Source organism: Nocardia sp. NBC_01377, from assembly GCF_045040005.1.
GTDB classification, from domain to species: Bacteria; Actinomycetota; Actinomycetes; order Mycobacteriales; family Mycobacteriaceae; genus Nocardia; species Nocardia noduli.
In genome coordinates, this window is record NZ_CP109566.1 from 6,672,072 (window position 1) to 6,698,492 (window position 26,421).

Genomic DNA, 26,421 nt, shown 5'->3' on the forward strand with positions numbered 1-26,421 from the left:
TTTCGCCCTCATCGCACACTCACCTCGCTACCGCGGAACGCGGGCGCACCGGCCCGGGTCACCCAACCGGGCACTTCCTCCGGCGAGACACCGTGCGCCGCACCGTAGATCGCGCCGAGCGACTGCTGTTCGCCCGGCGACCCCGCAACCGTCGGAACCTGTCCGGCCGGGAAGACCCCGAGCTGCGGTTCCGGCAGATAGCCGGTGGTCTGATCACCGGGATTACGACTCGGCACCGCGTAGGAGCCGTCGTTGGGCGGGCCGCTGATGTACTGGCCGACGTCGACGCCGAGCGGATACTCGGCCACACACCACGGCGGCCTGGTATCGAACCAGCGCGGCTCGTCCTGGTTCGGCAGATACCTGCCGCGCGTGTTGACCAGTTCGATCGTCACCCGGGACCCGGGATTGTCCTTACCCATACCCATGATGTCGTCGATACGCGGTTTCATCTTCGCGAAATTCGCCATCGTGCACGCGTAGGTCGGCGAGTATTTGGCCAGCATCTCCAGCGCCGGACGCGAATCGGCGGCGATATCGACGATATTGTCGCGATTGGCGACCAGGAAGTCGGCCGCACTCGCCGACGTCGGGGTCAGGACCGCGTAGAGCGTGTCGATATCCGAACGACGCTGCACGATCGTCGCGTTCGTGGTCCGCAGATTGTTCAGGGCGTCGATCAACTGCGGCGCGGCGTCGGAATAGGTGGCCGCCACCGTCGCGAAACTGCGCAGATCGTCCTGCAATTCCGGCATGACCGCGTTGACCTCGCGGAAGATGCCGTCGAGCCGGTCGATGGTGACACCGAGCGCGGTGCCCTGACCGGCCAGCGCCTGCGACAGCGCGCCGAGCGTCGCGGCAAGATCCTGCGGCGGAATGGCCTGGAGCAGTGGCATCAGATCGTCGAGCAGTTTGCTGATCTCGATCGCGTTGCCGCTCTGGTCCTGATACAGCGTGAGACCGTCGGTCAGATGCTGCGGACTGCGCTCCTCGGGAATGATCAGATCCACGTACCGCTCACCGAACAGCGTCTTCGGCAGCAGCCGGGCGGTGGCGTTGGCCGGGATCTGCTCGGCCTTGGCGGGATCGATCGCCAGGTCCAGGGTCACCTTGCCGCCCTCGGAACTACTCGAACGGACCTCGCCGACATTGACGCCGCGGACCTTCACATCCGCGTTGCGGGTCAACGCGTTGCCGACACCGTCGGTGATGAGGTCGACGTCGACCGTCTTCACGAACTGCTTGTTGTAGATCGCGACGGTCGACCACAGGAACAGCGCGACCAGCGCGAAGAACGTGACACCCAGGAGTCGGACGCGGAGTTTCTCCGTCTTACGCCAGGTCTGCACGCGGTTCATCCGGCGACCCGCACGGTGGTCGTCGTTCCCCAGATCGCCAGGCTCAGGAAGAAATCGAGCACATTGACCAGGACGATCGCCGCACGCACCGCACGCCCGACGGCGACACCGACACCGGCGGGACCGCCGGTGGCGTTGAAGCCGTAGTAGCAGTGCACGAGGATGATCACGAACGCGAATACCAGCACCTTGAGGAACGAATAGAGCACGTCCTCCGGTGGCAGGAACAGACTGAAATAGTGGTCGTAGGAACCGCTGGACTGCCCGTTGAACCAGACGCTGATCAGTCGCGAGGCGATGAAGGTGCCGAGTAGGCCGACGACGTAGAGCGGGATGACCGCGACGAAGCCGGCGATCACGCGGGTGGTGACCAGGAACGGCACACCGGGCACCGCCATCACCTCGAGCGCGTCGATCTCCTCGGAGATCCGCATGGCGCCCAATTGCGCGGTGAAACCGCAGCCGACCGTGGCGGACAGTGCCAAAGCCGCCACCAGCGGCGCGATTTCACGGGTGTTGATATAGGCGGTCAGGAAGCCGGTCAGCACCGAACTGCCGAGCGAGTCCAGCGCCTTGAAACCCTGGAGACCGACGACGACGCCGACCGAACCGGACATGAAGACGATGACGCCGATGGTGCCGCCGATGACGGCGAGTGCGCCGGATCCGAAGGTCACCTCGGCCAACAGCCGCATGACCTCCTTGCGGTAGTGCACCGCGGTGCGCGGAATCCACGCGATGGCCCGGGCGTAGAACGCCATCTGGTCGCCCGCGCGATCGATGACATTCAGTGGTGCGCGCGCGATCTCACCGACCCGGCGCGTCGTCTTGGCAATGACCGGGTTCCGATAGGGGGTGGCCATGGATCATGCGCCCTTGGCGGGAACGACCTGCAGGTACACCAACGTCAGGACCAGATTGACGAAGAAGAGCACCAGGAATGTGATCACCACGGACTGGTTCACCGCGTCACCGACTCCTTTCGGACCACCTTTGGGATGCAGCCCCTTGTACGCGGCGATGACACCGGCGAGAAGACCGAACACCAGCGCCTTGATCTCCCCGATCCACAGATCCGGGAGCTGAGCCAGTGCCGAGAAGGACGCGAGATACGCGCCGGGAGTGCCGCCTTGGAGCAGCACATTGAAGAAATAGCCGCCGGCAATGCCGACGACCGAGACCAGGCCGTTGAGCAGCAGGGCCACCAGCATCATGCCGAGCACGCGCGGTACCACCAGGCGCTGGATCGGGTCGATGCCGAGCACTTCCATCGCGTCGATCTCTTCGCGGATGGTCCGCGCGCCGAGGTCGGCCGCAACGGCGGAACCGGCCGCGCCCGCGATGATCAACGCGGTCACGACCGGTGCGGCCTGCTGCACCGTGGCCAGCACGCTGGTTGCGCCGGTGAAGGATTCGGCGCCCAACTGCTTGATGAGCGAACCCGTCTGCAACGCCACCACGGCGCCGAACGGAATTGCCACCAAAGCGCTCGGCAGGATCGAGACACTCGCGATGAACCACGATTGCTCGATGAACTCCCGCCACTGGAACGGCTTCTTGAAAGTCTTGCGGACGACATCGATGAACAGCGCAAAAATGTTGCCCGCCTGCGCAAACGCCGACTCCATGGGAGTCAACACACGCGCGAGGGTCCGATTCACGGACCGTATGTTACCCGCTGGTTGTGTTGTGTCGAACTGTTGAGTCGAACGCGCCGCCCTGGTACTTGTCCAGATCAGCGGTGTTGTATGCCATGACCTGTGTGTCGTCGTTCTCCGCGAGCGATTCGCGGATGGCGACCTGCGCGGCGTGTGGCAGCGTGTGGAGGATTTCCTGCACCCGCTGCTTACGGCGGTGCACCGCCTGGCGTACCGGCATACCCGGCTGGGCCTTCATCTGCGGGATGATGCCCTCGACCTCTTCGGCGCCACCGTGGTGGTGACCGGCGTCGACCATGGCCTGCTCGCGGGCCATCTGGGTCTCGTCCTTCTCCTCGGACATGCCGATCGGGCCGATCATGCGGCCGTTGAGGAACTGTTTGACCACGGGCTCCTCGGACGTCAGCAGCACCTCGCGCGGACCGAACATCACCAGCTGTCTGCGGAACAGCATCCCGATATTGTCCGGGACGGTACGGGCCAGGTTGATGTTGTGCGTGACGATCAGGATCGTGGCATCGATCTGGGCGTTGATATCGATCAACAGCTGCGACAGATACGATGTACGCACCGGATCCAGACCGGAGTCCGGCTCGTCGACGAGGATGATCTGCGGATCCAGGACCAGCGCTCGCGCCAGTCCGGCGCGCTTGCGCATACCGCCGGAGATCTCACCGGGGAGTTTGCCCTCGGCGCCGAGCAGACCCGTCAGCTCGAGCTTCTCCATCACGATCTTCTTGATCTCGGACTCGTTCTTCTTCGTATGCTCACGCAGCGGGAACGCGATGTTGTCATACAGATTCATCGAGCCGAACAGCGCGCCGTCCTGGAACAGCACACCGAAGAGTTTGCGGATCTCGTAGAGCTCCTTGTTGGAGCACGTCGTGATATCGGTGCCGTCGATGAAGATCGACCCGCGCTCCGGGCGCAACAGCCCGATCAGCGACTTGAGGAACACCGACTTACCGGTACCCGACGGACCGAGCAGTGCGCTGACCTCGCCCGACGGCAGAGTGATAGAGACATCCTGCCAAATTCGCTGGGAACCGAAGGATTTGGTAACACCCTCGGTCCTGACCTCGACGCCCACGCCAACCTCCACTTTTTCTCAGCGAGCACCCCACCGCGAACCGCGCGCTCGGTCATCGCGGCGTGCGTGTGATAGTGGGTTCGGTCACTCTAACCCACGAGCAAGACACGGCACACCCCAACCTGACCGAAGAGTAACCCAGAAACCTTCTCAATATTCGCAATATCCGGGTGCTCGCACACCCGAAACGCGGAACGGGCGGTCCCCCGCAGGGAACCGCCCGTTCGACGTAATTCGTTCGAATTACTTGACCGCGACCTTGGCGCCGGCCTCTTCCAGCTTCGCCTTGGCGGCCTCGGCGGCATCCTTGGCGACCTTCTCCAGGATGGCCTTCGGGGCGCTCTCGACGAGATCCTTGGCTTCCTTCAGGCCCAGGCCGGAGACGATCTCACGGACCACCTTGATGACCTGGATCTTCTTGTCGCCCGCGCTCTCGAGCACGACGTCGAACTCGTCCTGCTCCTCGACGGCCTCGACCGCGGCGGGGCCGACGGCGGCGACGGCGACGGGGGCAGCCGCGGTGACCTCGAACTTCTCTTCGAACTTCTTGACGAAGTCCGACAGCTCGAGCAGGGTCATGTTGCCGAAGGTCTCGAGCAGTTCGTCAACGTTGGCCATTGTTGTTCCTTTCGGGGAAATGAGTATGTGGGTCGGGTGACGCCGTCACCCGTGAGGGACCGGAGGTCACTCGGCGGCGGGGGCTCCGCCTTCTTCGGCCTGCTTCTTCTCCTGCAGCGCGGCGGCCAGGCGGGCCACCTGCGAAGCGGGAGCGTTGAACAGACCAGCGGCCTTGGCCAGGTTGCCCTTCATGGCACCGGCCAGCTTCGCCAGCAGCACCTCACGGGTCTCCAGGTCGGCGATCCGCTCGACCTCGGACACGGACAGCGGCGCGCCGTCCATGTACCCGCCCTTGATGACGAGCGCCTTGTTGTCCTTGGCGAAGGCCTTGAGGGCCTTGGCCGCGTTGACAGGCTCACCGCTGATGAAGGTGATCGCGGTCGGTCCGACGAACAGGTCGTCGAGGCCTTCCACGCCCGCCTCGGCGGCGGCACGCTTGACCAGGGTGTTCTTGGCGACGGAGTAGGTGGCCTCCGTGCCCAGCGCCCGACGCAGCTCGGTGAGCTTGCCGACCGACAGGCCACGGTATTCCGTGACCACGGTGGCGGTGGAGCTCTTGAACTGCTCGGTGATCTCCGCGACCGCGGTAACCTTCTCGGGTTTTGCCATACTTCGCCTCCTCTCTGGATGTCGGTTCGTCTACGAACTGTCGAAAACCAGGGCCCGGCGATATCACAGACAAAACTAACGCCCCGGACGCAGAGCGTTCCGGGGCGCACAGGACAACCGACTCGGCGAGCGAATCGAGTTCCCGACCTCGGCTCTCCCTGCGTGGGCCGCCGGCAATGTCGCCGGACCTTCGACCGACCCCGGTGCGGGATCGACGACCAACGGTCTTCGGTAGAACGGATTGGGTAGTTATCGAACTGGTCGATGACTGACGTTCAATGTACCCGGTAGGCCCACCATCTGCCAAAACAGGGTCGGGCCGCTGGTGCGAACCATGCCTTGCCGACACGTCCCGCGCCCATCGTCTTCGGCCGACGCAATCATCGCGCCCTACGACACCGATCTCGGCGCCCTCGTCAAAGTTGTTGCGTCCGTGCATGATCGGAATCGCAACGGCGCCGGAAACGGCCGAGGGCGGGAACGCGGGTCGCGTTCCCGCCCTCGGCGGTGGTCGGTGAGATACGAGACCTCGGGCGCTACTTACGCGTCCTCCTCCAGGAGGTTGCGGGTGCGGTTCGGGTCCACCGGGATGCCCGGTCCGGTGTTCGTCGAGACCGTGATCTTCTTGACGTAGCGGCCCTTGGCGGTCGACGGCTTGACGCGCAGGATCTCGTCCAGCGCGGCACCGTAGTTCTCCACCAGCTTGGCGTCGTCGAAGGACGCCTTGCCGATGACGAAGTGCAGGTTGGCCTGCTTGTCGACGCGGAAGTTGATCTTGCCGCCCTTGATGTCGTTGACGGCCTTGGTCACATCGTTGGTGACCGTGCCCGTCTTCGGGTTCGGCATCAGGCCGCGCGGGCCCAGGACGCGCGCGATCCGGCCGACCTTGGCCATCTGGTCGGGGGTGGCGATGGCGGCGTCGAAGTCGAGCCAGCCGCCCTGGATCCGCTCGATCAGATCCTCGGCGCCGACGGCGTCCGCACCGGCGGCTTCGGCCTCGGCGGCCTTCTCGCCCGCGGCGAACACGATGACGCGAGCGGTCTTACCGGTGCCGTGCGGCAGGTTGACGGTGCCGCGCACCATCTGGTCGGCCTTACGGGGATCCACACCGAGGCGAACGGCGACCTCAACGGTCGCGTCGGTCTTGGTGGTGGCGGTCTCCTTCGCGAGCCGCGTCGCGGCCAGCGGCGAGTACAGCGCGGACTTGTCGACCTTCTCGGCCGCGGCGAGATACGCCTTGCTTCGTTTTGCCATGATTCTCTGTCCTCGTTATAGGTTCAGAAGTGGTTGTCGGGCCTGGCCGGCCCTCCCACTCGGGAGCGGAGTCGCTCGGAAGGCGGTACTCAGCCCTCGACGGTGATACCCATCGAACGCGCGGTACCCGCGATGATCTTGGCCGCCTGATCGATATCGTTGGCGTTCAGATCTTCCTGCTTGGTCTTGGCGATCTCACGGACCTGGTCCATGGTGACCTTCGCGACCTTGAGGCGATGCGGCTCGGCCGACCCCTTCTGTACACCGGCGGCCTTGAGCAGCAGCCTGGCGGCGGGCGGGGTCTTCAGCTTGAAGTCGAACGTCCGGTCCTCGTACACCGAGATCTCGACCGGGATGACGTTGCCACGCTGCGACTCGGTCGCGGCGTTGTACGCCTTGCAGAACTCCATGATGTTGACGCCGTGCTGACCGAGCGCGGGGCCGACCGGAGGAGCCGGGTTCGCCTGGCCGGCCTGGATCTGCAGCTTGATGATCCCGGCGAGCTTCTTCTTCTTGGGGGGCATCTTTCTTCCTTGGTTTCGGTTCCTTACGGTTGCCGTAAGCCTGTTGCGGGCGCGGCCCGCATCCGGACGCGCGGGCCCGGCATCAGCGCACGGATCCGATGACGCGCATCGGATCCGTGCACGAACCAACACACCCTACCGGGGCCGTGCCCTGGTCCTTCGCGTGGGGCCGTAGTGCGGCCCCCCGCCGATCAGATCTTCGCGACCTGCGTGAACGCCAGCTCGACCGGAGTCTCGCGACCGAAGATCGACACGAGCACCTTGAGCTTCTGCTGTTCGGCGTTGACCTCGGAGATGCTGGCGGGCAGCGTCGCGAACGGTCCGTCCATCACGGTCACCGACTCGCCGACCTCGAAATCGACCTCGATGACGGGCTTAGGAGCCACATCGGTGGAGCCGGAGCCCTCGGCGCCCGCCGCGGCGGGCTTCTTCTGCTGCTGCGCGGCCGGGACGAGGAATTTCACCACGTCATCGATCGACAGCGGCGAGGGGCGCGAGGTCGCGCCGACGAATCCGGTGACACCGGGGGTGTTGCGCACCGCGCCCCACGACTCGTCGTTGAGTTCCATCCGGACCAGGATGTAGCCGGGCAGCACCTTGCGATTGACGTTCTTGCGCTGGCCGTTCTTGATCTCGGTGACCTCTTCGGTCGGCACCTCGACCTGGAAGATGTACTCCTCCAGATCCAGGTTCTGCACGCGGGTCTCGAGGTTGGTCTTCACCTTGTTCTCGTAACCGGCGTACGAGTGGATGACGTACCAGTCACCGGGGGCGCGCTTGAGCGCTGCCTTCATCTCGGCGACGGGGTCGGCGGGTTCGGCGTCGATCGGAGCGGCATCGACCACGGGCTCGGATTCGATGGACTCCGATTCGTCGGACTCGGACGCAGCGGACTCGGATTCGTCGACCACAGCAGATTCCTCGACGGTCTCCACGGCATCCGCCGCGTCGTCGACCGGGAACTCGTCGTTGGTGTCGTTCTCCGGGGTGCTCACTGGGGCACTCGCTTCCTGTGTCGTCACGTACATCCTCTGCGTGCCGGGGCCGGACGCGGCGTCATGCTCCGCCCGCCCCGGGATCGGCTACCGGTGTCGGCGTTCGCGGGTGCTCAGCCGAACAGCCAGTTGACACCTTTGATGAACGCCAGATCCAACCCGCTGATGAACGCGACCATGAAGACCACGAACACCAGAACAACGCTCGTATAGGTGATCATCTGCTTACGGTTCGGCCAGATCACCTTGCGCAGTTCCGCGACGACCTCGCGCAAGAACTTGATCAACTTGGAGATCGGGTTGCTGCGCTTGGTCTTGGCGGCCGTTTTGCCCGCCTTCGACGGACGCTCGATCGTGGCCACCGAACCGGTGTCGACGGGAGCGGATCCGGCGCGGTTGCGCCGAGCGGAACGCTTACCGCTCGGCCGTGCTACGGCGTCGTCGTCATCATGCGCGCCGCGGGTGTCCCGCTCGTCGCTCACGTCGATCCTCTCTCGTCGCCGGCATTCAGGGCAGGGGCGACAGGACTTGAACCTGCAACCTGCGGTTTTGGAGACCGCTGCTCTGCCAATTGAGCTACGCCCCTTCGGTCGGACATCTGGAACAAGTCCCGAACTCGTCCAACCACTCTTCCGTATTCAGTTGTACCCGGTGTCACACAACACACGCGCCACTCCGGCGGTTGCAGGCCCCGTGACGACCCCGAAGAAATCCTCCAAGGATATCATCCGGACCGTCTGGAACCAGCCCCATAGAGCAGCGCGCAGCGGCTGGTGACCCCAGAAACCTGAGTCTACGTTACCGCCCGCGCAGATAGCCAATCCGGGTCGGGCGACCAGGTCAGGCGGGGTACGCGGCCCCGATCAGGCCAGCGCGACCGTCGCGGTCGCTCGCCCGAAGATCTTCTTGCCCGCCGACTTCGCCACGATGGCGATCACCGCGGTCCGGGTCTGCGGATCCACCGATTTGACCTTGCCGGTGAACTCCACCTCGGCGGCCTCTTCCGAACCGACGTAGACCGGGCTGGTGAAGCGGACGTTGTACTCCTTGACCGCGCCGGGATCGCGCAGCCACGACGTCACGAAACCGCCGCCGAGACCCATCGAGAGCATGCCGTGCGCCACCACGTTGTCGAGGCCGACGAGTCCGACGACCTCGTCACTCCAGTGGATCGGGTTCGCGTCGCCCGAGACGCCCGCATAGTTCACCAGATCGCCGCGGGTCAGGCGGACGGTGCGCGGCGGCAGTTCGGTGCCGACGGCGACATCCTCGAACGCGAGCGCGCTCTTACTCGGCGCGATATCGGGGACGGCGGCGACCGGGGCCGGTGCGGCGGCGCCGGGCACCACGGTGCGCGGGCGATGCGCGGGCGCTTCCTCGTCGATGCCGTGCATCAGCACATTGCGCACCGCGCCGGTCAGATCGGGGTCGATATCACCGCCGCTGCGTCCGATGAGCGTGGTGTAGGTGGTGAGCACCAGCTCGTCGTTCTGCGCGGTGACGGTGTTCTTGGTGACGATGATGTCGCCGCCGAACGCCTGCCGGAACGAATGCAGGTAGACATCGCAGGTCAGCTGGTCACCGACCCGGATGGGGCGATGGAATTCCAGAATCTGGTCGGTCTGCATGATCTGGCTGAGGTCGTAACCGGTGACGATCGTCTCGAACAGCTTGCGCTGGGCCAGAATGCCGACCAGGGAGATGAAGGTCAGCGGTGCGAGCAGCCCGTCGTAGCCGTATTCGCGCGCGGCGTCCTCGTCCCAGTGCACCGGGTGGTAGTCCTGCACGGCGCGGGCGTATTCGCGAACCTTCTCACGGCCGACCTCGTAGTAGTCGTCGACGCGGTAGTGGTGACCGACCATCGCCGCCGCGTGAGCGGCGGGGTCGAAATCTGCCTCGCTCGCCTGGACCGCTTCTGCTGTACCGGTGTTCATTGTCACGGAAGGACTGTACCTATCTGACCCCGCAACGCGAGGTCTCGGCGGAGCGGACACGGCCTCGCAGACGCTCGGCTACCTGTCCGCGTTTCGCGGGCTGTGAGTAACTGTCGCTCGCGGTCAACCACCACCGTCGAATCCGTAAACGCACTCAGGGCCGGACATATCTGTCCGGCCCTTCGCAGCTTCACGTCCGAGATAACCGGGATTCGAACCCGGTGCCCAATCACGCGGCAGCGGCACGCGTCGAATGGACTAGCGGGATTCGCGGTGCGCCCGGTGGGTTCCGCAGTTCGGGCAGAACTTCTTCAGTTCCAGCCGATCCGGATCATTGCGGCGGTTCTTCTTGGTGATGTAGTTGCGATGCTTGCACTGCTCGCAGGCCAAGGTGATCTTTGGCCGGACATCGGTGGACTTCGCGGCCACGATATTCCTTCTTTCGGTCAACCAGATGGTCTGATCGGTTCTATGGTAGCGATGGCCGGACTTGAACCGGCGACACAACGATTATGAGTCGTTTGCTCTACCGACTGAGCTACACCGCCACGTGGACGCATTGCCTGGATGACGCGCCCGGCTCCCTCTTACGTGGGAACGTTTAGCGATGCCGAGTCGGTCACCACCGGCAATCCGGCGAGCCCCCTAACGGAATCGAACCGTTGACCTTTTCCTTACCATGGAAACGCTCTGCCGACTGAGCTAAGGGGGCATGACTAGCTCCGCACCGAAAACCAGTTGCTCGACTTCGGCGCGGCGAAGTCTTGAACGAGGTTACACACCTACCGGTCGCAGTTCCAAACCGGGTGGTCAGAGCGGTTTTCGCGGCCACCGATCCGGTGGCCGCCCGCCACCGGCTAGCGGTAGTTCACGAACTGGAGGGCGATTCCGAAATCCTCGCCCTTCAGCAGCGAGATGATCGCCTGCAGATCGTCGCGCTTCTTGCTGCTGACGCGCAGCTCCTCACCCTGGATCTGCGCCTTCACGCCCTTGGGGCCCTCGTCGCGGATCTTCTTGGAGATCTTCTTGGCGTGTTCGGCGTCGATCCCCTGGACCAGCGTGCCGGTGATCTTGTAGGTCTTTCCCGACGGCTGCGGCTCGCCCGCGTCGAACGCCTTGAGCGAGATATCGCGGCGGATCAATTTCTCCTTGAACACCTCGAGCGCGGCCTTGACCCGCTCCTCCGCCTCCGCGGTGAGCACGATCTTCTCCTCGCCGGACCACTCGATCGTCGCGCCGGTGCCGCGGAAGTCGTAGCGGGTGTTCAACTCCTTCTCCGCCTGGTGCAGGGCGTTGTCGACCTCCTGCCGGTCGACCTTGCTGACGACATCGAAAGACGAATCGGCCACACTGCGCTCCTGTTCCTGACAGTCCTACGGGCTCACCTCGACCGGAATACGGCCACTGTCAGTTCTACCCGCCGACGACCGTCCCCGTCGCATCGCACGGGCACTTCGGCAGGGCACTGTCCAGCCGGTTTGCAATTTCGGGAGGGGTACGTTGTAAGCTCACTTGCGCGCCGAGAAGCGCGACGGCAGGTTGCCCGAGCGGCCAATGGGAGCAGACTGTAAATCTGTCGGTGAAAGCCTACGTAGGTTCGAATCCTACACCTGCCACCCGAATACGAATGAGCGAGCTGATTACGCGAAAACGCGCTAACAGCTCGCTCTTTCGCTTTCTACCGCCCTGATCGGCGCCGGTGGATCAGGGCCGGTGCGGACCGCCCCCCATCTCCTCCAGACGAGCGATGCGATCGGCCATCGGCGGGTGGGTGGAGAACCAGCGGGTGGCGCGCTCGCCCGCGCGGAACGGGTTGGCGATCATCAGATGCGATTGGGCCGTCAAACGCGGTTCCGGCGGCAGCGGGGCGGCCTGCACACCGCGTTCCAGTTTGCGCAGTGCCGAGGCCAGAGCGAGCGGATCGCCGGTCAATTCGGCGCCGGACTGATCCGCCTGGTATTCCCGCGAACGGGAGACGGCCAGTTTGACCAGGGTCGCGGCGATCGGGCCGAGCAGCGACACGAGGAAGACCCCGATGATATTCGGGCCCTCACCGTTGCCACGGCCGCCGAATATCGACGCGAAGAAGGCCAGATTGGCCAGACCCGAGATGACGGCGGCGAGCGCGCCCGCGACCGAGGAGATGAGGATGTCGCGGTTGTAGACGTGGGACAACTCGTGACCGAGCACCGCCCGCAATTCCCGTTCGTCGAGAATCTGGAGTATTCCGCTGGTGCAGCAGACCGCGGCGTGGCGCGGACTCCGCCCCGTGGCGAAGGCGTTGGGGGCGTTGGTCGGGCTGACGTAGAGCCGCGGCATCGGCTGGCGCGCCGTCGTCGCGAGTTCGCGCACGATCCGGTACATGACCGGCGCCTCCAGTTCGCTGACCGGTTGCGCGCGCATCGCCTTCAGCGCGAGTTTGTCGCTGTTGAAGTACGCGTACGCGTTCACCCCGACCGCGAGCAGGATCGCGAAGACAAGGATCGTGGGACTACGGAACATGGCTCCGGCGAAGACGATCAGCGCCGAGAGACCGACCATCAGACCGAACGTCTTCAGCCCATTCGCATACCCGTGCATATCCGCCCTGTTCCGCCTCTCCGGCTGTGACTCGTCGCCGCCCGGGCACGAGTCACCCGCGAGCTCACGACATCGGTTGTCGCGATGGGCCGCACGTCGATGTCACCGACGTCCGATATCACCCACCGCCGATTGCATCACACCAGGTCAACGACGCGAGTCGGGGAAAGGTTCCTGATCGGTAACAGTGGCGCGGCAGCAGGGGGGAGGGTCGGGAGGGTCAGCCCACCCGCTCGATGGTGTAACGCACCAGACGCTCGAGCGCGTCGTTGGCGGGACCGGGCGGGAGCGCGGACAGTTCGGCGTGCGCGACATCGGCGTACCCCTGCAATTTCTCCTTGGCCAGCGCCATCCCCCGGGAGCGGGCGAGGAGTTCGAGCGCTTCGGCGACCTCCTCGTCCGATTCCAGCGGACGGGCGAGCAGGACGCGCAGCCGATCACCCTCGCGGCCCTCGTCGCGCAACGCGTACAGCACCGGCAGGGTGTGCACACCCTCGCGCAGGTCGGTGCCGGGAGTTTTGCCCGACTGCTCCGAGGCCGAGGAGATGTCGATGATGTCGTCGGAGATCTGGAAGGCCGTGCCGACCGCGTCGCCGAGCCTGGCGAGCCGTTCGACGTGCGCGGTGTCGGCGCCGGAGAAGGTGCCGCCGAAACGGCCCGAGGCGGCGATCAGCGAGCCGGTCTTCTCCCAGACCACACGCAGGTAGTGCTCGACCGGATCCTGGGACTCGCGCGCGCCCATGGTTTCGCGCATCTGACCGGTGACCAGCTCGGCGAACGTCTCGGCGATGATGCGCACCGCGTCGGGGCCGAGGGTCGAGGTCAGCCGCGAGGCGTGGGCGAACAGGTAATCGCCCGCCAGGATGGCGATGTTGTTGCCCCAGCGCGAGTTCACGCTCGGTGCGCCGCGCCGCATCTGGGCTTCGTCCATCACGTCGTCGTGGTACAGGGTGGCCAGATGCACCAGTTCGACGACGGTGCCCGCGGTGATCAGCGCCGGATCGGTGGGATTGGGGCCGAGCTGACCGGTGAGGACGGTGAACAGCGGACGGAAACGCTTGCCCCCCGCGCGCGCCAGGTGCAGAGCCGCTTCCTGGAGAAAATCCTCGCCGTCGGACAGTTCGTCGATGAGCAGCTTCTCGACCTGTTCCAGGGCATTGCGCACGGTCGACGCCAGCTCGGTGTCACCGAGATCGACCCCGGCCACCACCGTGCTCTGCTCTGTCACAGCCGATGTGCTCATCTCTTCTCCCAGCGATGCGTCCGACCCCACGGTGAAGAACCTAGCGTGTCCGCGCCGCGCGGCCCATGAACACCGTCACTCCACGGCGTACCGCCCACTTTTCCACATATTCGCCTCGGCGGAATCACCAGCCGTGGTGTGAGTGATCCGCCACCGAGGACGGGTCCGCCGTCGACATCGGCGCGAGCGCCCTGCAAGTATGAGCGCATGGGCTCACCGGATGTCACTCCCGCGAGCGGCGATGGCGACGTGCTGCCGAGCCGGGCCGAGGTGCTGGTCGTCGGCGCGGGCCCGGCCGGGTCGGCCTCGGCCGCGTGGGCCGCGCGCGCGGGCCGCGATGTGCTGCTGATCGATTCCGCGGTCTTCCCACGGGACAAGACCTGCGGCGATGGGCTGACTCCGCGCGCGACAAAGGAACTCGAACATCTCGGACTCGGCGAATGGGTGCGCGCCCACACCGTCAATCACGGCCTCCGGATGACCGGTTTCGGCCGTGAGGCGTTGTTGAGCTGGCCCGCCGGATCCTTCCCGACCTACGGAAGCGCCGTTCCCCGAACCGAACTCGACGACAAGTTGCGCGAGACCGCGGTGAAGTCCGGCGCGCGGATGCTGGACGGCACAAAGGTGGTGGAAGTCACTCGCGACGGTGATCGTGTCACCGGCGTGACGGTCGAGACCGCGGAGGGCTCGCGCACCATCGCCTGCGAGCGTCTCGTGGTCGCCGACGGGGTCCGCTCCCCCGTGGGCAAACTACTCGGCCGGACCTGGCACCGCCGCTACGCCTACGGCACCGCCGCGCGCGCGTACATAAGATCCGGGCGCAGCGACGACCAGTGGATCACCTCTCACCTGGAGTTGCGCGATGCCGACGGCGAACTCGTCCCCGGCTACGGCTGGGTGTTCCCGCTCGGCAACGGCGAGGTCAACATCGGCGTCGGTTCACTGGCGACCGAGGCCCGACCTTCCCACATCGCGCTGAAACCCCTCCTGCGGCACTACACTTCGCAGCGCTACGAGGAATGGCAGTTCGAAGGCGAACTGCGGGCGATCGCGTCGGCGCTGCTGCCGATGGGCGGTGCGGTGTCGAATGTGGCGGGCCGCAACTGGGTGCTGATCGGCGACGCGGCGGGCTGCGTGAACCCGCTCAACGGCGAGGGCATCGATTACGGCCTCGAAGGCGGACATATGCTCGCGGGCCTGCTCGACGAACCGGATCTCACCCGGGTCTGGCCCGAGTTGCTGCGCGCGTGCTACGGCCGCACGTTCTCGGTGGCGCGCCGCATCGCGGGCCTGGCCACCCACCCGCGCATGGTCCCACTCGGCGGTCCCCCGGTGATGCGCTCGAAATACTTGCAGCGCACCGCCGTTCGGGTGATGGGCAATCTCGTCACCGACGAGGATCTCGACCTCACCGCGCGGGCCTGGCGGCTGGCGGGCCGTGGCTCGATGCGCATGGACGAATTACAGCCGTTCTCCTGACATCCCGAGGGTGAGGGCCATGACCGAACCGCAGGCACGGGGGCTGCCCGCATTCGACCTGCTGCCGCATCTGCGCAAGGCACGGGATCTGGCCGATCGCCGGTACGCCGACCCCCTGAATCTCGATGAGCTGGCCGCGGCGGCCGGGGTGTCCAAATACCATTTCCTGCGCGCGTTCACCGCCGTCTACGGCCGCACACCGGCGCTCTACCTGGCCGAACGCCGGATCGAGCGCGCCCAGGATCTGCTGCGCGCCACGAATCTCACGGTGACCGAGGTCTGCATGCTCGTCGGTTACACCAGTCTCGGTTCCTTCAGCACCAAATTCCGGCAGCTCGTCGGCGTCGCACCCTCGGAATACCAGGCGAAATTCGCCGACGGCGCGCCGCGCATTCCCGGCTGCTACGTCTTCATGCACGGCCTGTCCGACCGCACCCGCGAGTGAATCGACGCGACACCGCAATTTCGGAGAAGCCCGCCGAACCGGAACCGAAATAGCCTGTTCCCATGACGACGATTTCCAATATCTCGCTGGTCACGGTGTATGTGACCGATCAGGACGCGGCCAAACGGTGGTACATCGACAATCTCGGATTCGTGGAAGCCACCGATATCGCGATGGGCGACAACGGCTTCCGCTGGGTCACCATCGTCCATCCGGATCATCCCGAACTCGAGGTGACCCTGATGATTCCCGGGCCGCCGCTGGACGACAATCTCGCCGACGCGATCCGGCGCTCGCTGGCCAACGGCACACACGGCGCGCTCGGGCTGAGAACCGAGAACTGTCAGAAGGCGTTCGAGGATCTGACGGCCAAGGGCGTCGAATTCGTCGCGCCGCCGGCGGAACGGCCCTACGGCGTCGAGGCGATCATCCGTGACAATTCCGGGAACTGGCTGGTGCTGGTCGAGCCGAAGGAATTCGATCCGGCGGCCTTCGGGGGATAGTGACAGCGGGTGATGCCAGCGGATACCGACACGATTCGGGCCCGTCACCGTCACCGGTCACGGGCCCGAATTCGCGGCGTCGTCAGGCGCTGGCCTGGCTGGTCACCCACTGCTCGACGAACGTGCGCTCGCTGTTGATCACCTTGCGGTAGAGCTGTTCGGCCAGTGGCTCGATGGCCCCGCCGACCAGCGGAACCTTCACCTTCACGGTGCCGACCACCTCGATCTCGGAACCCTCGGCGGTGGGGCGCAGCGTGTAGGCGCCGGTCATCTCGCCCGCGACGCCGGTGGTCGTGGCTTCGAAGACGCCCTTGGCGAGTTCGCCGTCGAGCGCCTGCCAGTAATCGGTGCGCGAGAGGACGAGATCACTCTTGAGCACCGTGCGCACGATGGCGGGAACCTTGTCCCTGCGCGCGGTTTCGGTCATGTGGATGCGAATGGTGCCCGCACCCTCGGGATGGGAGAGGTCGAAAGTCGCGGTTTCGGCCTCGGCGAATCTGGCGTGCCAGACACCGTCGCCGGTCAATGCCCGGTGGAGATCTTCGACCGGGACAGCGTAGGGCACGGTGAAGCTGAATTTTCGGGACATGGGCGCTCACGCTAGTCGAATCGGTCGGTAGCCTGTCGCTGTGTCGGAAACCAGCCAGTCCGAAAGGCGGGCCGTTCGTCTGAGGCGGGCGAAGTTCGGTGTCTGCATCGCGGCGGCGGTGGTCAGCGTCCTGATGGGTCTGCTCGTACTCGCCGCGTGGCGCAACGACTACCTGATCAGTTCCGACAAGGGGGTGACCACTGCGGAGGTGCTCTCGGCGGGACGGCTGCGGTCGGCGGTCATCTACGTGACCCCGGACGGGGAAACCCACAATCCCAAGGTCGGCGTGCTGTATCCGACCAATCTCACCGCGGGTGAGCGCATCAATGTGGAATACAACCGGGCCGATCCCGATCTGGTCCGGGTCGCGGGCCGCGATGTGCGCGTGGCGCTGCTGCCCGCGCTGTCGGTGATCGTCGTCGGCTGGCTGCTCGCGCTCCCGACCCTGTGGATTCTCACCCGAATGGGCCGTCGACGCCCGTCGACGACGGTGCGAGCCCTCTGACCAGCGACTCTTCGACGCGCTCGGATCCGGCGCTCCAATAGTTCGCCGGACGTTTTCTCGATCGTCACGTCGGCGTGGCGGGTCGGCGCGTTCCGGCGGTCACGCTGAAGTGGTGCGCGTAGCCATCGTTTCGGAGTCGTTCCTGCCGAATATGAACGGCGTCGTCAACTCTGTCCTCCACATCATCGACCACTTGGATCGGCATGGTCACGAGGCGCTCGTCATCGCGCCGGACACCCCGCGCGGAATGCCCCCGGCCCCGCGTCACCACGGCCGTTTCCGGGTGCACCGGGTGCCCGCGGTGATGGTCCCCAAGATCAGTTCGCTGCCGGTGGGGCTGCCGCAACCCGGTATCACGGCAGCGATCGGGGAGTTCGGCGCGGACGTGGTGCATCTGGCCTCGCCGTTCCTGCTCGGGGCAGGCGGGCTCGGCGCGGCAGTTCGCCTCGATCTGCCGACGGTGGCCGTCTACCAGACCGATGTCGCCGGATTCGCCAAGAGCTACGGCCTCGGACTGACCGCCAAGGCCGCCTGGCATTGGACGCGGCGCATCCACGAGGGCGCGACCAGAACCCTCGCACCCTCGCGCGCGGCGGCCGAGGATCTGCGCAGGCACGGTATCCCCCGCGTGCACCGCTGGGGCCGAGGTGTGGATATCGCCCGGTTCGCACCGTCGGCGCGATCCGCGCGGACGCGGACGGGTTGGCTCGCGGGTTCGCAGCGGCTGCTGGTCGGGTTCGTCGGACGACTCGCCCCGGAGAAACATGTCGAGCGACTCGCGGTTCTCGCCCAGGATCCGGATATCCAACTGGTGATCGTCGGTGACGGACCCGACCGGGCGGCGCTGAGCAGGCTCATGCCGAACGCGGTGTTCACCGGCGAACTCGGCGGTGCCGAGTTGGCACAGGCGTACGCGAGCCTGGACGTCATGGTGCACGCGGGCGAGCACGAGACGTTCTGCCAGGGCGTGCAGGAAGCGCTGGCCGCGGGCGTACCGGTGATCGGCCCGGACGCGGGCGGCCCCCGCGACCTTATCGCGCACTGCCGCAACGGCTATCTGCTTCCGGTCGACCGGTTCGAGGAACTGCTGCCGAGCGCGGTCGGCGCGCTGCGCGACCCCGAGATCCGGGCCAGATTCGCGAATTCGGCCCGCAAATCGGTCCTGCACCGCACCTGGCCCGCTATTTGCGCCGAACTGATGGGCCACTACGGCGAGGTGACCGGTATGCGGGTCAGGCTGCCGCACACGGCCTGAGCCGCGGCGGCTGTGCGGCCGATCACCGCGCACCCCGTCCGACCTGCCACGACGACGCGACGTGCCAGCGCGCTCGGGCCGCCGACGTGGTCGCGCGGGCGGCCCGCGCACTAGGGTCGAACCCGTGGCGAAAACAGAGCAGCGGGAATCGTTTCGGGCCTCGCTCGAAAAGCAGCCGCACGAGGTCGCGTCGATGTTCGACGGGGTCGCGAAGCGGTACGACATCACCAATACCGTCATCTCGGCGGGCCAGGACAGGTACTGGCGGTGGGCGGTCCGCAAAGCGGTGGCACCGCGCCCCGGTGAGCGCGTCCTCGACCTCGCGGCGGGCACCGGCATCTCCACGCTCGATCTCGCCAGGTCGGGCGCGTGGTGCCTGGCCGCCGATTTCTCCAAGGGCATGCTCGCCGCCGGTCAGTTCCGCGATGTGCCGATGGTCGCGGCCGACGCCACCGCGCTGCCTTTCGCCGACGACTCCTTCGACGCGGTGACCATCTCCTACGGCCTACGCAATATCTCGGACTCCCCGCGCGCGCTGCGCGAGATGCTGCGCGTCACCAAACCCGGCGGCAGGCTGGTGGTGTGTGAATTCTCCACACCCGTGGTCCCGGTGTTCACTACCGTCTACATGGAATACCTGATGAAGGCGCTGCCCCGAGTAGCGCGCGCGGTCAGCAGTAACCCCGACGCCTACGTCTATCTGGCCGAATCCATCAGGGCCTGGCCCAACCAGCGACAGCTCGCGATGCGGATCGCCGACGCGGGCTGGTCCTCGGTGAAATGGCGTAATCTGACCGGCGGCATCGTCGCGCTGCACCGGGCCTACAAGTTCTAGCCGATCGCCTTCAGGCAATCACAGTGACGACACTCACGTCAGCCGGGTCGACGGCGACAACATGACACAGGTTTCGGTTCGCGCCACCGACGACCGCGCGAACCGGTCATCATCGACGCAGGTCAGCAGGGCTGTTCGGGCCGACGGACACCAGCTCCTCCGGCGATCTCACCGCCGTGGATTCACGCCGTGAGGTTAATTGTCATCTGACGATAACGCTGGGTAAATGCGACGCAACGGCCGATGGCCATTATCGGAGGCATGTCGGATGCAGTAACGGCTCGCACGGGAGGCACCGCCAACACGGCGTGCTCCTACTGTGGCGTCGGCTGCGGAATCACCGTGCAGACCGCCCCCGACGCCACCGGTAAACCGATGATCACCAAGGTCAGCGGCGACAAATCCCATCCGTCCAACGCGGGAAGGCTCTGCACCAAGGGCGCGACCCACCTCGAACTGATGAAGACGCCGGGCCGGATGGAGACCGCCTACCGGCGGCCCGAGCGCGGCCAGGCCCCGGTGCCGGTCTCGGTCGACGCCGCGGTCACCGAAGCCGCCGACCGGTTGCGCGCCATCCTCGAAGAACACGGGCCCGACGCGATCGCGCTGTATGTCTCCGGTCAGATGTCGATGGAGGCGCAGTACCTGGCGACCAAACTGGCCAAGGGCTACCTGCGCACCGTCCACATCGAGGCGAACTCGCGCCTGTGCATGGCGAGTGCGGGCACCGGCTACAAGCAGTCGCTCGGCTCCGACGGGCCGCCCGGCTCCTACGACGATTTCGAGCACGCCGACCTGTTCTTCGTGATCGGCGCGAATATTGCCGACTGCCACCCCATCCTCTACCTGCGCATGGTCGACCGCCTCAAAGCGGGCGCGAAACTCATCGTCGTCGATCCGCGACGCACCGACACCACCGCGCGCGCCGACCTGTTCCTCCAGTTGAAACCCGGCACCGATCTGGCACTACTCAACGGCATCCTGCATCTGCTGGTGACCAACGGCGATATCGACGAGGAATTCATCGCCGAGCACACCGAGGGCTGGGCCGCGATGCCCGAATTCCTCGCCGAGTACACCCCGGACGTGGTCGCCGGGATCACCGGACTCGCCGAGGCCGACATCAGGACCGCCGCCGCGATGATCGCCGAGGCGGGCGAATGGATGTCGCTGTGGACGATGGGCCTGAACCAGTCCACCCACGGCACCTGGAACACCAACGCCCTGTGCAATCTGCACCTGGCCACCGGCGCCATCAGCCGTCCCGGCAGCGGGCCGTTCTCACTCACCGGTCAGCCCAACGCGATGGGCGGACGCGAGATGGGCTACATGGGCCCCGGTCTGCCGGGCCAGCGCAGTCTGCTGGCAGCCGCCGACCGCGCCTTCGTCGAGACCGCCTGGGATCTCGCGCCGGGCACCCTGCGCACCGAAGCCGGGCCAGGCACCATCGAGATGTTCCGCGCGATGGCGGACGGTTCGATCAAGGCCGCCTGGATCATCTGCTCCAATCCGGTCGCCTCGGTCGCCAATCGCAAAACCGTGATCGCCGGTCTGGAGGCCGCCGATCTGGTCATCGCGCAGGACACCTATACCGAGACCGCCACCAATTCCTATGCCGATCTGCTGCTGCCCGCCACGCTGTGGGCCGAGGCCGACGCGGTGATGGTGAACTCGGAACGCAATGTCACACTGTTGCAGCAGTCGGTGGAACCGGCGGGACAGGCACGTCCCGATTGGCTGCTGATCGCCCAGATCGCCACCGCGATGGGTTTCCCCGGTTTCGAATTCGACTCCAGCGCCGAGGTCTTCGCCGAGATCCAGCGTTTCGCCAATCCGGCGACCGGCTACGACCTGCGCGGCATGAGTTACGACGCGCTGCGCGAATCGTCGATGCAGTGGCCGTGCGCCGAACCGGGCGCGCGCCGCAATCCGGTGCGCTACCTCAACGACGGTGTCAGCCAGACCCTGTTCGTGGATGAATCCGGACACCGGCCGCGTCTGGCTTTCGCCACGCCGAGCCGCAGGGCCGTCTTCTGGCCGCGCCCGCATATGGCGCAGGACGAGATGCCCGACGACGACTACCCGTTCGTGCTGAATACCGGCAGGTTGCAGCACCAATGGCACACGATGACCAAAACCGGCAAGATCACCAAACTCAACAAACTCAACGGCAAGCCGTTCATCGAGGTGCATCCCGAGGACGCCGAACGGCTCGATCTGCGGCCGGGCGACCAGCTCGAAATCGCCTCGCGGCGTGGCCGTGCGGTACTTCCGGTCCAGATCAGCGACCGCGTGCGGCCCGGTGATTGTTTCGCGCCCTTCCACTGGAACGACGAACAGGGCGAGTACCTGACCATCAACGCCGTCACCAACGACGCGGTGGACGCCGCGTCGTTGCAGCCGGAGTTCAAGGCGTGCGCGGTATCACTGCGGCGGGTCGCGCCGGTGCCGGAACCCGAACGCGACACCCCGGCGGCGGTCGGCACCGAGGCCGGAAACGGTGCGGCGCAGGCGCATCCGCTGGCCGTCATGCTCGGCCTCGACAGCGGTATCGCTCCGACACTGAGCGATGTCGAGCAGATCTACCTGGGCGGATATCTGGCGGCGCTGCAATCGCTTCCCGTTGTCGGCCAGCCGGTGCTACCCGAATCCGCGCCGCTGTCCGCGCGCAGCCGGATGTGGATCGACGGCATGCTCGCCGGTATGTACTCGCGCGGCGCGGGCATCGACAGCGCCGACTTCGCGAGCGAGGAAACCCCGGCGTCGCCCGTCACGGTGCTGTGGGCGTCCCAGACCGGCAACGCGGAGGAATTCGCCGCCGAGGTGGCCGAGCGACTCGCCGAATCCGGTTACGCGCCGAGACTGTTCGACATGGATTCGTGCGAACTCGGGGTGCTGACCGGCGATGTGCTGTTGATCAGCAGTACCTTCGGCGACGGCGGCCCGCCGGACAACGGCGCGGATTTCTGGGATCGGCTCGACGACAGCGTGCTCCGGTTCACCGGTATGCGCTACGCGGTTTTCGCCCTCGGTGATTCGTCCTACGACGACTTCTGCGGGCACGGCCGCAAACTGGACACGAAACTGGCCGAACGCGGAGCCACCCGGCTGCTGGCGCGCACCGACAGCGAACCGGACTACCGCGAATCCGCCGAGCGGTGGCTCGATGACGTGCTGGCCGCGCTCGGCGGTTCCGGAGGCGGAGCCGAACCCGGTCCCGCCGACCCGGTACCGGGGACGGTGTCGGTCGGCGGATCCGCGCCGAGAGCGGCGGCGCAGATCGCCACGGGCGGCGCGACCATGACGCTGACCCGTTCGGCGCCCGCGCCCGCACGTACCCGGCGCGACAATTCCGCGCCGTTCACCCGGCGCACGCCGCTGACGACGTCACTGGTGCGCAACGAACAACTGTCGCGACCGGGGTCCCCGAAAGAGGTGCGCCAGTTCGGATTCGACCTGCGCGGGCTGAACGCCGCCTACGAGGTCGGCGATTCGCTGGGCGTATGGCCCGCCAACTGCGAATCCCTGGTGACCGAATGGCTCGACGCCACCGGCCTGGACGGGCGACGCGGTATCGAGGTCGACGGCGGGGAAGTGCCGCTGTCGCAGGCGCTGCGCACCCACTACGACATCACCAAGATCAGTCACGACCTGCTGACCTTCGTGGCCGACCACAATCCGAGTCAGCAACTCGCCAAACTGCTGCGCCGCGACAACCGCAACGAACTCGACAACTACCTGTGGGATCGCCAGGCCGTCGACGTGCTGCGGGATTTCCCGGTGCGCGCCGATCTGGTCGATTGGCTCACGACGATGAAGAAGTTGCAGCCGCGCCAGTATTCGATTTCGTCGAGTCCGCTGGTCAGCCCCGACGAGGTGCAGTTGACGGTCGGCGTGGTGCGCTACGGCGATCCTGCCATGGCCGGATCGGCGGCCAGGCGCGGCGGCGTGTGCTCGACCTATCTCGCCGACCGCGTCGACGGCGTGCACGCCGAAGTCCCCATCTTCCTCCAGCGCGCACCGCATTTCCGACCACCACTCGACCCGAACGCGCCGATGATCATGGTCGGCCCCGGCACCGGAATCGCCCCGTTCCGCGGTTTCCTCCAGGAGCGCAGGGCACTCGGCGCGACCGGAAGAAACTGGCTGTTCTTCGGCGAACAGCACGCGGCGCAGAACTTCTACTACCGCGCCGAACTCGAGGACATGTTCCGCTCGGGTTTCCTCACCCGCCTGGATCTGGCCTTCTCCCGGGATCAGCGCGAACGGATCTACGTGCAGAACCGGATGATCGAACACGGTGCGGAACTGTGGTCGTGGCTGCGTGACGGTGCCCATTTCTACGTCTGCGGCGATGCCGCGCGCATGGCGAAGGATGTGGACGACACCCTGCTCCGCATCGCCCAGATCCACGGCAAACTCGACGAACCCGCCGCGCTCGCGTTCAAGAAACAGCTGATCGCCGACAAACGCTACGTGCGCGACGTCTACTGATCCGACCGATTCCCGGCCCTGTCCGTCAACGGTGTCAGACGAGGGACGGGTTGAGCCTGGCGAAGTCGGGCAGGCGGCGATAGGGGTAGTAGGGGTAGGGCGGGGTCGTCGCGCTCGCCTTGTCGAGGCGGGCCAGATGTTCCGGATCGAGCTGCCAGCCGACAGCGCCGAGGTTCTGACGCAGTTGGTTCTCGTCGCGGGCCCCGACGATGACCGTGGCGACGGTCGGGCGACTCAACAGCCAGTTGAGGGCGATCTGCGGGACCGTTCTTCCGGTTTCGGCGGCGATGTCATCGAGCACGTCGACGACGTCGTAGAGCAGTTCGTCGTCCACCGGTGGCCCCGCTTCCGCGGTCTGGTGCAGGCGGCTGCCGGCGGGAAGCGGTTGCCCGCGCCGGATCTTGCCGGTGAGTCTTCCCCAGCCCAGCGGGCTCCACACGACCGCGCCGACGCCCTGATCCTGTCCGAGCGACATCAGCTCCCATTCGTAATCGCGCCCGACCAGCGAGTAGAAGACCTGATGCGCGACATACCTGGTGAGCCCGTTACGGTCCGCGGCGGCAAGTGATTTCATCAGCTCCCAGCCCGCGAAGTTGGAGGCGCCGAGGTAGCGGATCTTGCCCGCGCGAACCAGATCGTCGAGCGCGGCCAGTGTCTCCTCGATCGGGGTGCGTGCGTCGAAGGCGTGCAACTGGAACAGATCGATGTGCTCGATGCCCAGTCGGCGCAGCGAATTCTCGACCGCGCCGATCAGCCGCGCCCGTCCGGAACCGGCTTCGTGCGCCCCCGGCCCGGTCGGCAGGCCCGCCTTCGTCGAGATCAATACCTGATCGCGTCTGCCCGCGATGGCCGCACCGAGGACTTCCTCGGACGCGCCGTCGGAATAGACGTCGGCGGTATCGAACATCGTGACACCCGCCTCCACGCTGATGTCGACGAGTCTGCGCGCCTGCGCGGCGTCGGTGTCGCCCCAGGCGCTGAACAGCGCTCCGCGTCCGCCGAAGGTGCCCGCGCCGAAACTCAGGGCGGGCACGAGCAGACCGGACGCGCCGAGCCGTCGGTATTCCATGGGAACTCCTAAAGGGCCTACAGTTCCGTTAACAACTCGAACGCTACACCCGTCGGCACATAAATGAAACTGGAGCACCGTTATGACTTCCGAAGAGACCGCTCCCGGATCGGTCCGACCGGGTGGGCGCACCGCCCGGGTCCGCGAAGCGGTACTGCGGGCCGCGGGCGATCTGCTGGCCGAAAGGGGTTTCGCGGAAATGGATCTGGCCGAGGTCGCGGCCCGCGCCGATGTCGGCAAGACCACCGTCTACCGACGCTGGGGCAGCGCGACCGGCCTGGTGGCCGATCTGCTGGTCGACATGGCCGAACAGTCCGTCGCACACGCCGACACCGGCTCGCTGCTCGGCGATCTCACCGCCAACGCGCGACTGGTCGCGCGCACGCTCGCCGATCCGCGCCAGGGACGACTGTTCCGAGCCGTCATCGCCGCGGCCACCTGCGACGAGGCGGCCGCCGCCGCCCTGCACCGCTTCTACGACGCGCGGCTCACCGAATGGTCGCCGTGTGTGAGCGCCGCCGTCGCCAGGGGCGAAGCGCCCGACGGCACCGATCCGCGCGACGTCCTCTCGGCCGTCTCCGCGCCGCTGTACTACCGCCTGCTCGCCAGCGGCGACCCGATCGACGAGACCGTGGCCGACACCGCGGCGCGCGCGGCGTTCGACGCGGTCCGCGCGGGCACCCTGGTGCGGACCGCCGCCAAGTCGTGACAGCGAAAGACGCAGGATAATTGGGAGATGAAGGGTGATCGAGTGGAGATCGGCAGCAGATCTCGGCAGTCGATATCGGCGACAGGTCGAGCAATTACGAGATAGCGGCGACGCGAGCGGGCAGACGAGTCGATGTGCGGATAGCGCGCGGCGTGGTCGAGGTCAGCGAGGTGGCCCGTACCGGTACCCCGGTGCGCACCGCGAGATTCATGGCCAATCGGCTGGTGGCACTGGTGGAACATCCGGCGAACGGGAGCGGGGCGCACGACGGGGAGTGAGCGGCGCGACGCCGCGACACACGGTCGATCCGCCCGTTCGGCTGCCGGATCGGCCCGAGAGGCGCATCCTCGATGCTGCTGGACTGTTTCACCTCGCGGGACCGGGTACCCGGACGAGAGCGACGAGGACAGGAGCACACGATGACCGATCGCAGCACATCTTCGAACGCGGTGCCAGGCATCGGCGAGGTATCCGACGCCGATCTGGCCGAACAATCCACGCCGGTGTCACCGGACGATTCCGAACAGGACGAACAGGTACTCGCCGAGGCCGTCGACGGGGATACCTGGCACGCGGATGTCGCCGATATCGTCGAGCAGGCGATCGAAGTGCCACCCGACGACGAGTCCTTCGAGCTCAGCGAATAGATCACCGCCCGGCCGCCGACCGTTCGGC

The 26,421-nt window shown here is 66.2% G+C and carries 27 protein-coding genes and 4 tRNA genes; 11 read left to right on the forward strand and 20 right to left on the reverse strand.

Translation table 11 applies throughout. The features are described from left to right. Window positions 1-8: 8 nt before the first annotated feature. From OG225_RS30650 to OG225_RS30725, 16 genes are all read right to left on the reverse strand, one after another. On the reverse strand, window positions 9-1,358 hold the full coding sequence (locus OG225_RS30650) for an MCE family protein (protein WP_405178390.1): 1,350 nt from the start codon (window positions 1,356-1,358) through the stop codon (window positions 9-11). After that, window positions 1,355-2,221 (reverse strand): ABC transporter permease, encoded by an 867-nt coding sequence (locus tag OG225_RS30655; RefSeq protein WP_216914927.1) that lies wholly within the window; start codon window positions 2,219-2,221, stop codon window positions 1,355-1,357. Before OG225_RS30655 ends, OG225_RS30650 begins: the two co-directional genes overlap by 4 nt. 3 nt (window positions 2,222-2,224) lie before the next feature. Beyond that, entirely contained in the window at window positions 2,225-2,986 is a 762-nt protein-coding gene (locus tag OG225_RS30660; RefSeq protein ID WP_109528828.1) for an ABC transporter permease, read from the reverse strand. Window positions 2,987-3,029: 43 nt separating this feature from the next. Next, window positions 3,030-4,106, reverse strand: a complete 1,077-nt coding sequence (locus OG225_RS30665; protein ID WP_405178391.1) for an ABC transporter ATP-binding protein — start codon at window positions 4,104-4,106, stop codon at window positions 3,030-3,032. 243 nt (window positions 4,107-4,349) lie between these two features. Then, the gene (gene rplL / locus OG225_RS30670) at window positions 4,350-4,724 is read right to left on the reverse strand and encodes a 50S ribosomal protein L7/L12 (protein WP_109528830.1); all 375 of its coding nucleotides are present in this window, start codon (window positions 4,722-4,724) and stop codon (window positions 4,350-4,352) included. 66 nt (window positions 4,725-4,790) lie between these two features. After that, on the reverse strand, window positions 4,791-5,333 hold the full coding sequence (rplJ, locus tag OG225_RS30675) for a 50S ribosomal protein L10 (protein WP_216914923.1): 543 nt from the start codon (window positions 5,331-5,333) through the stop codon (window positions 4,791-4,793). A gap of 540 nt (window positions 5,334-5,873) precedes the next feature. Then, entirely contained in the window at window positions 5,874-6,587 is a 714-nt protein-coding gene (gene rplA, locus OG225_RS30680) for a 50S ribosomal protein L1 (RefSeq protein WP_216914921.1), read from the reverse strand. Between the two features lie 89 nt (window positions 6,588-6,676). Next, on the reverse strand, window positions 6,677-7,111 hold the full coding sequence (gene rplK, locus OG225_RS30685) for a 50S ribosomal protein L11 (RefSeq protein ID WP_109528833.1): 435 nt from the start codon (window positions 7,109-7,111) through the stop codon (window positions 6,677-6,679). A 191-nt stretch (window positions 7,112-7,302) separates the two neighbouring features. After that, a complete protein-coding gene (gene nusG, locus OG225_RS30690) occupies window positions 7,303-8,106 on the reverse strand; it encodes a transcription termination/antitermination protein NusG (protein ID WP_405183422.1) in 804 nt (267 codons plus the stop codon). 113 nt (window positions 8,107-8,219) lie between these two features. Continuing rightward, window positions 8,220-8,588: a preprotein translocase subunit SecE gene (gene secE / locus OG225_RS30695; protein WP_109528834.1), complete on the reverse strand. Its 369-nt coding sequence runs from the start codon at window positions 8,586-8,588 to the stop codon at window positions 8,220-8,222. A gap of 31 nt (window positions 8,589-8,619) precedes the next feature. After that, window positions 8,620-8,692 (reverse strand) — tRNA-Trp (locus OG225_RS30700). Window positions 8,693-8,969: 277 nt separating this feature from the next. Further along, the gene (locus OG225_RS30705) at window positions 8,970-10,040 is read right to left on the reverse strand and encodes a fused (3R)-hydroxyacyl-ACP dehydratase subunits HadA/HadB (protein WP_405183423.1); all 1,071 of its coding nucleotides are present in this window, start codon (window positions 10,038-10,040) and stop codon (window positions 8,970-8,972) included. A 258-nt stretch (window positions 10,041-10,298) separates the two neighbouring features. Next, the gene (gene rpmG, locus OG225_RS30710; protein ID WP_011211653.1) at window positions 10,299-10,469 is read right to left on the reverse strand and encodes a 50S ribosomal protein L33; all 171 of its coding nucleotides are present in this window, start codon (window positions 10,467-10,469) and stop codon (window positions 10,299-10,301) included. 43 nt (window positions 10,470-10,512) lie between these two features. Continuing rightward, a tRNA-Met gene (locus tag OG225_RS30715) sits at window positions 10,513-10,588 on the reverse strand. Between the two features lie 91 nt (window positions 10,589-10,679). After that, window positions 10,680-10,752: transfer RNA gene (locus OG225_RS30720), tRNA-Thr, on the reverse strand. 145 nt (window positions 10,753-10,897) lie between these two features. Beyond that, complete coding sequence (locus OG225_RS30725) at window positions 10,898-11,389, reverse strand: YajQ family cyclic di-GMP-binding protein (RefSeq protein WP_109528836.1); 492 nt, start codon at window positions 11,387-11,389, stop codon at window positions 10,898-10,900. Between the two features lie 184 nt (window positions 11,390-11,573). Between OG225_RS30725 and OG225_RS30730 the strand changes: the two genes are divergently transcribed. Continuing rightward, window positions 11,574-11,656: transfer RNA gene (locus tag OG225_RS30730), tRNA-Tyr, on the forward strand. Window positions 11,657-11,744: 88 nt separating this feature from the next. Here the strand turns inward: OG225_RS30730 and htpX are convergent. Beyond that, window positions 11,745-12,620 (reverse strand): zinc metalloprotease HtpX, encoded by an 876-nt coding sequence (gene htpX / locus OG225_RS30735; RefSeq protein WP_405178392.1) that lies wholly within the window; start codon window positions 12,618-12,620, stop codon window positions 11,745-11,747. 220 nt (window positions 12,621-12,840) lie between these two features. Further along, on the reverse strand, window positions 12,841-13,863 hold the full coding sequence (locus tag OG225_RS30740; RefSeq protein ID WP_405178393.1) for a polyprenyl synthetase family protein: 1,023 nt from the start codon (window positions 13,861-13,863) through the stop codon (window positions 12,841-12,843). 207 nt (window positions 13,864-14,070) lie between these two features. Between OG225_RS30740 and OG225_RS30745 the strand changes: the two genes are divergently transcribed. The 3 genes from OG225_RS30745 (at window position 14,071) to OG225_RS30755 (ending at window position 16,290) form a co-directional block, all read left to right on the forward strand. Further along, the gene (locus OG225_RS30745) at window positions 14,071-15,342 is read left to right on the forward strand and encodes a geranylgeranyl reductase family protein (protein WP_405178394.1); all 1,272 of its coding nucleotides are present in this window, start codon (window positions 14,071-14,073) and stop codon (window positions 15,340-15,342) included. A gap of 19 nt (window positions 15,343-15,361) precedes the next feature. Next, on the forward strand, window positions 15,362-15,787 hold the full coding sequence (locus tag OG225_RS30750) for a helix-turn-helix domain-containing protein (RefSeq protein ID WP_216914911.1): 426 nt from the start codon (window positions 15,362-15,364) through the stop codon (window positions 15,785-15,787). Window positions 15,788-15,849: 62 nt separating this feature from the next. Continuing rightward, entirely contained in the window at window positions 15,850-16,290 is a 441-nt protein-coding gene (locus OG225_RS30755) for a VOC family protein (RefSeq protein ID WP_216914909.1), read from the forward strand. Between the two features lie 82 nt (window positions 16,291-16,372). On the opposite strand, the gene OG225_RS30760 is transcribed toward OG225_RS30755, so the two are convergent. Then, on the reverse strand, window positions 16,373-16,879 hold the full coding sequence (locus OG225_RS30760) for a DUF2505 domain-containing protein (protein WP_405178395.1): 507 nt from the start codon (window positions 16,877-16,879) through the stop codon (window positions 16,373-16,375). 40 nt (window positions 16,880-16,919) lie between these two features. On the opposite strand from OG225_RS30760, the gene OG225_RS30765 reads away from it, so the two are divergent. The 4 genes from OG225_RS30765 (at window position 16,920) to OG225_RS30780 (ending at window position 23,968) form a co-directional block, all read left to right on the forward strand. Beyond that, the gene (locus OG225_RS30765) at window positions 16,920-17,384 is read left to right on the forward strand and encodes a DUF3592 domain-containing protein (protein WP_405178396.1); all 465 of its coding nucleotides are present in this window, start codon (window positions 16,920-16,922) and stop codon (window positions 17,382-17,384) included. 112 nt (window positions 17,385-17,496) lie between these two features. Further along, on the forward strand, window positions 17,497-18,639 hold the full coding sequence (locus OG225_RS30770; RefSeq protein WP_405178397.1) for a glycosyltransferase family 4 protein: 1,143 nt from the start codon (window positions 17,497-17,499) through the stop codon (window positions 18,637-18,639). Between the two features lie 124 nt (window positions 18,640-18,763). Continuing rightward, on the forward strand, window positions 18,764-19,474 hold the full coding sequence (locus OG225_RS30775; protein ID WP_405178398.1) for a demethylmenaquinone methyltransferase: 711 nt from the start codon (window positions 18,764-18,766) through the stop codon (window positions 19,472-19,474). Between the two features lie 261 nt (window positions 19,475-19,735). Then, complete coding sequence (locus OG225_RS30780) at window positions 19,736-23,968, forward strand: molybdopterin-dependent oxidoreductase (RefSeq protein WP_405178399.1); 4,233 nt, start codon at window positions 19,736-19,738, stop codon at window positions 23,966-23,968. 34 nt (window positions 23,969-24,002) lie between these two features. Here the strand turns inward: OG225_RS30780 and OG225_RS30785 are convergent, their stop codons facing one another. Beyond that, window positions 24,003-25,037, reverse strand: coding sequence for an aldo/keto reductase (locus OG225_RS30785; RefSeq protein ID WP_405178400.1), 1,035 nt, complete (start codon window positions 25,035-25,037; stop codon window positions 24,003-24,005). A gap of 82 nt (window positions 25,038-25,119) precedes the next feature. On the opposite strand from OG225_RS30785, the gene OG225_RS30790 reads away from it, so the two are divergent. The 3 genes from OG225_RS30790 to OG225_RS30800 all read left to right on the forward strand — a co-directional run bounded on the left by OG225_RS30790 (window position 25,120) and on the right by OG225_RS30800 (window position 26,393). After that, complete coding sequence (locus OG225_RS30790) at window positions 25,120-25,746, forward strand: TetR/AcrR family transcriptional regulator (protein ID WP_405178401.1); 627 nt, start codon at window positions 25,120-25,122, stop codon at window positions 25,744-25,746. 134 nt (window positions 25,747-25,880) lie between these two features. Then, entirely contained in the window at window positions 25,881-26,024 is a 144-nt protein-coding gene (locus OG225_RS30795; RefSeq protein ID WP_405178402.1) for a hypothetical protein, read from the forward strand. A 141-nt stretch (window positions 26,025-26,165) separates the two neighbouring features. Beyond that, on the forward strand, window positions 26,166-26,393 hold the full coding sequence (locus OG225_RS30800; RefSeq protein WP_405178403.1) for a hypothetical protein: 228 nt from the start codon (window positions 26,166-26,168) through the stop codon (window positions 26,391-26,393). The last annotated feature ends 28 nt before the right edge of the window (window positions 26,394-26,421 follow it).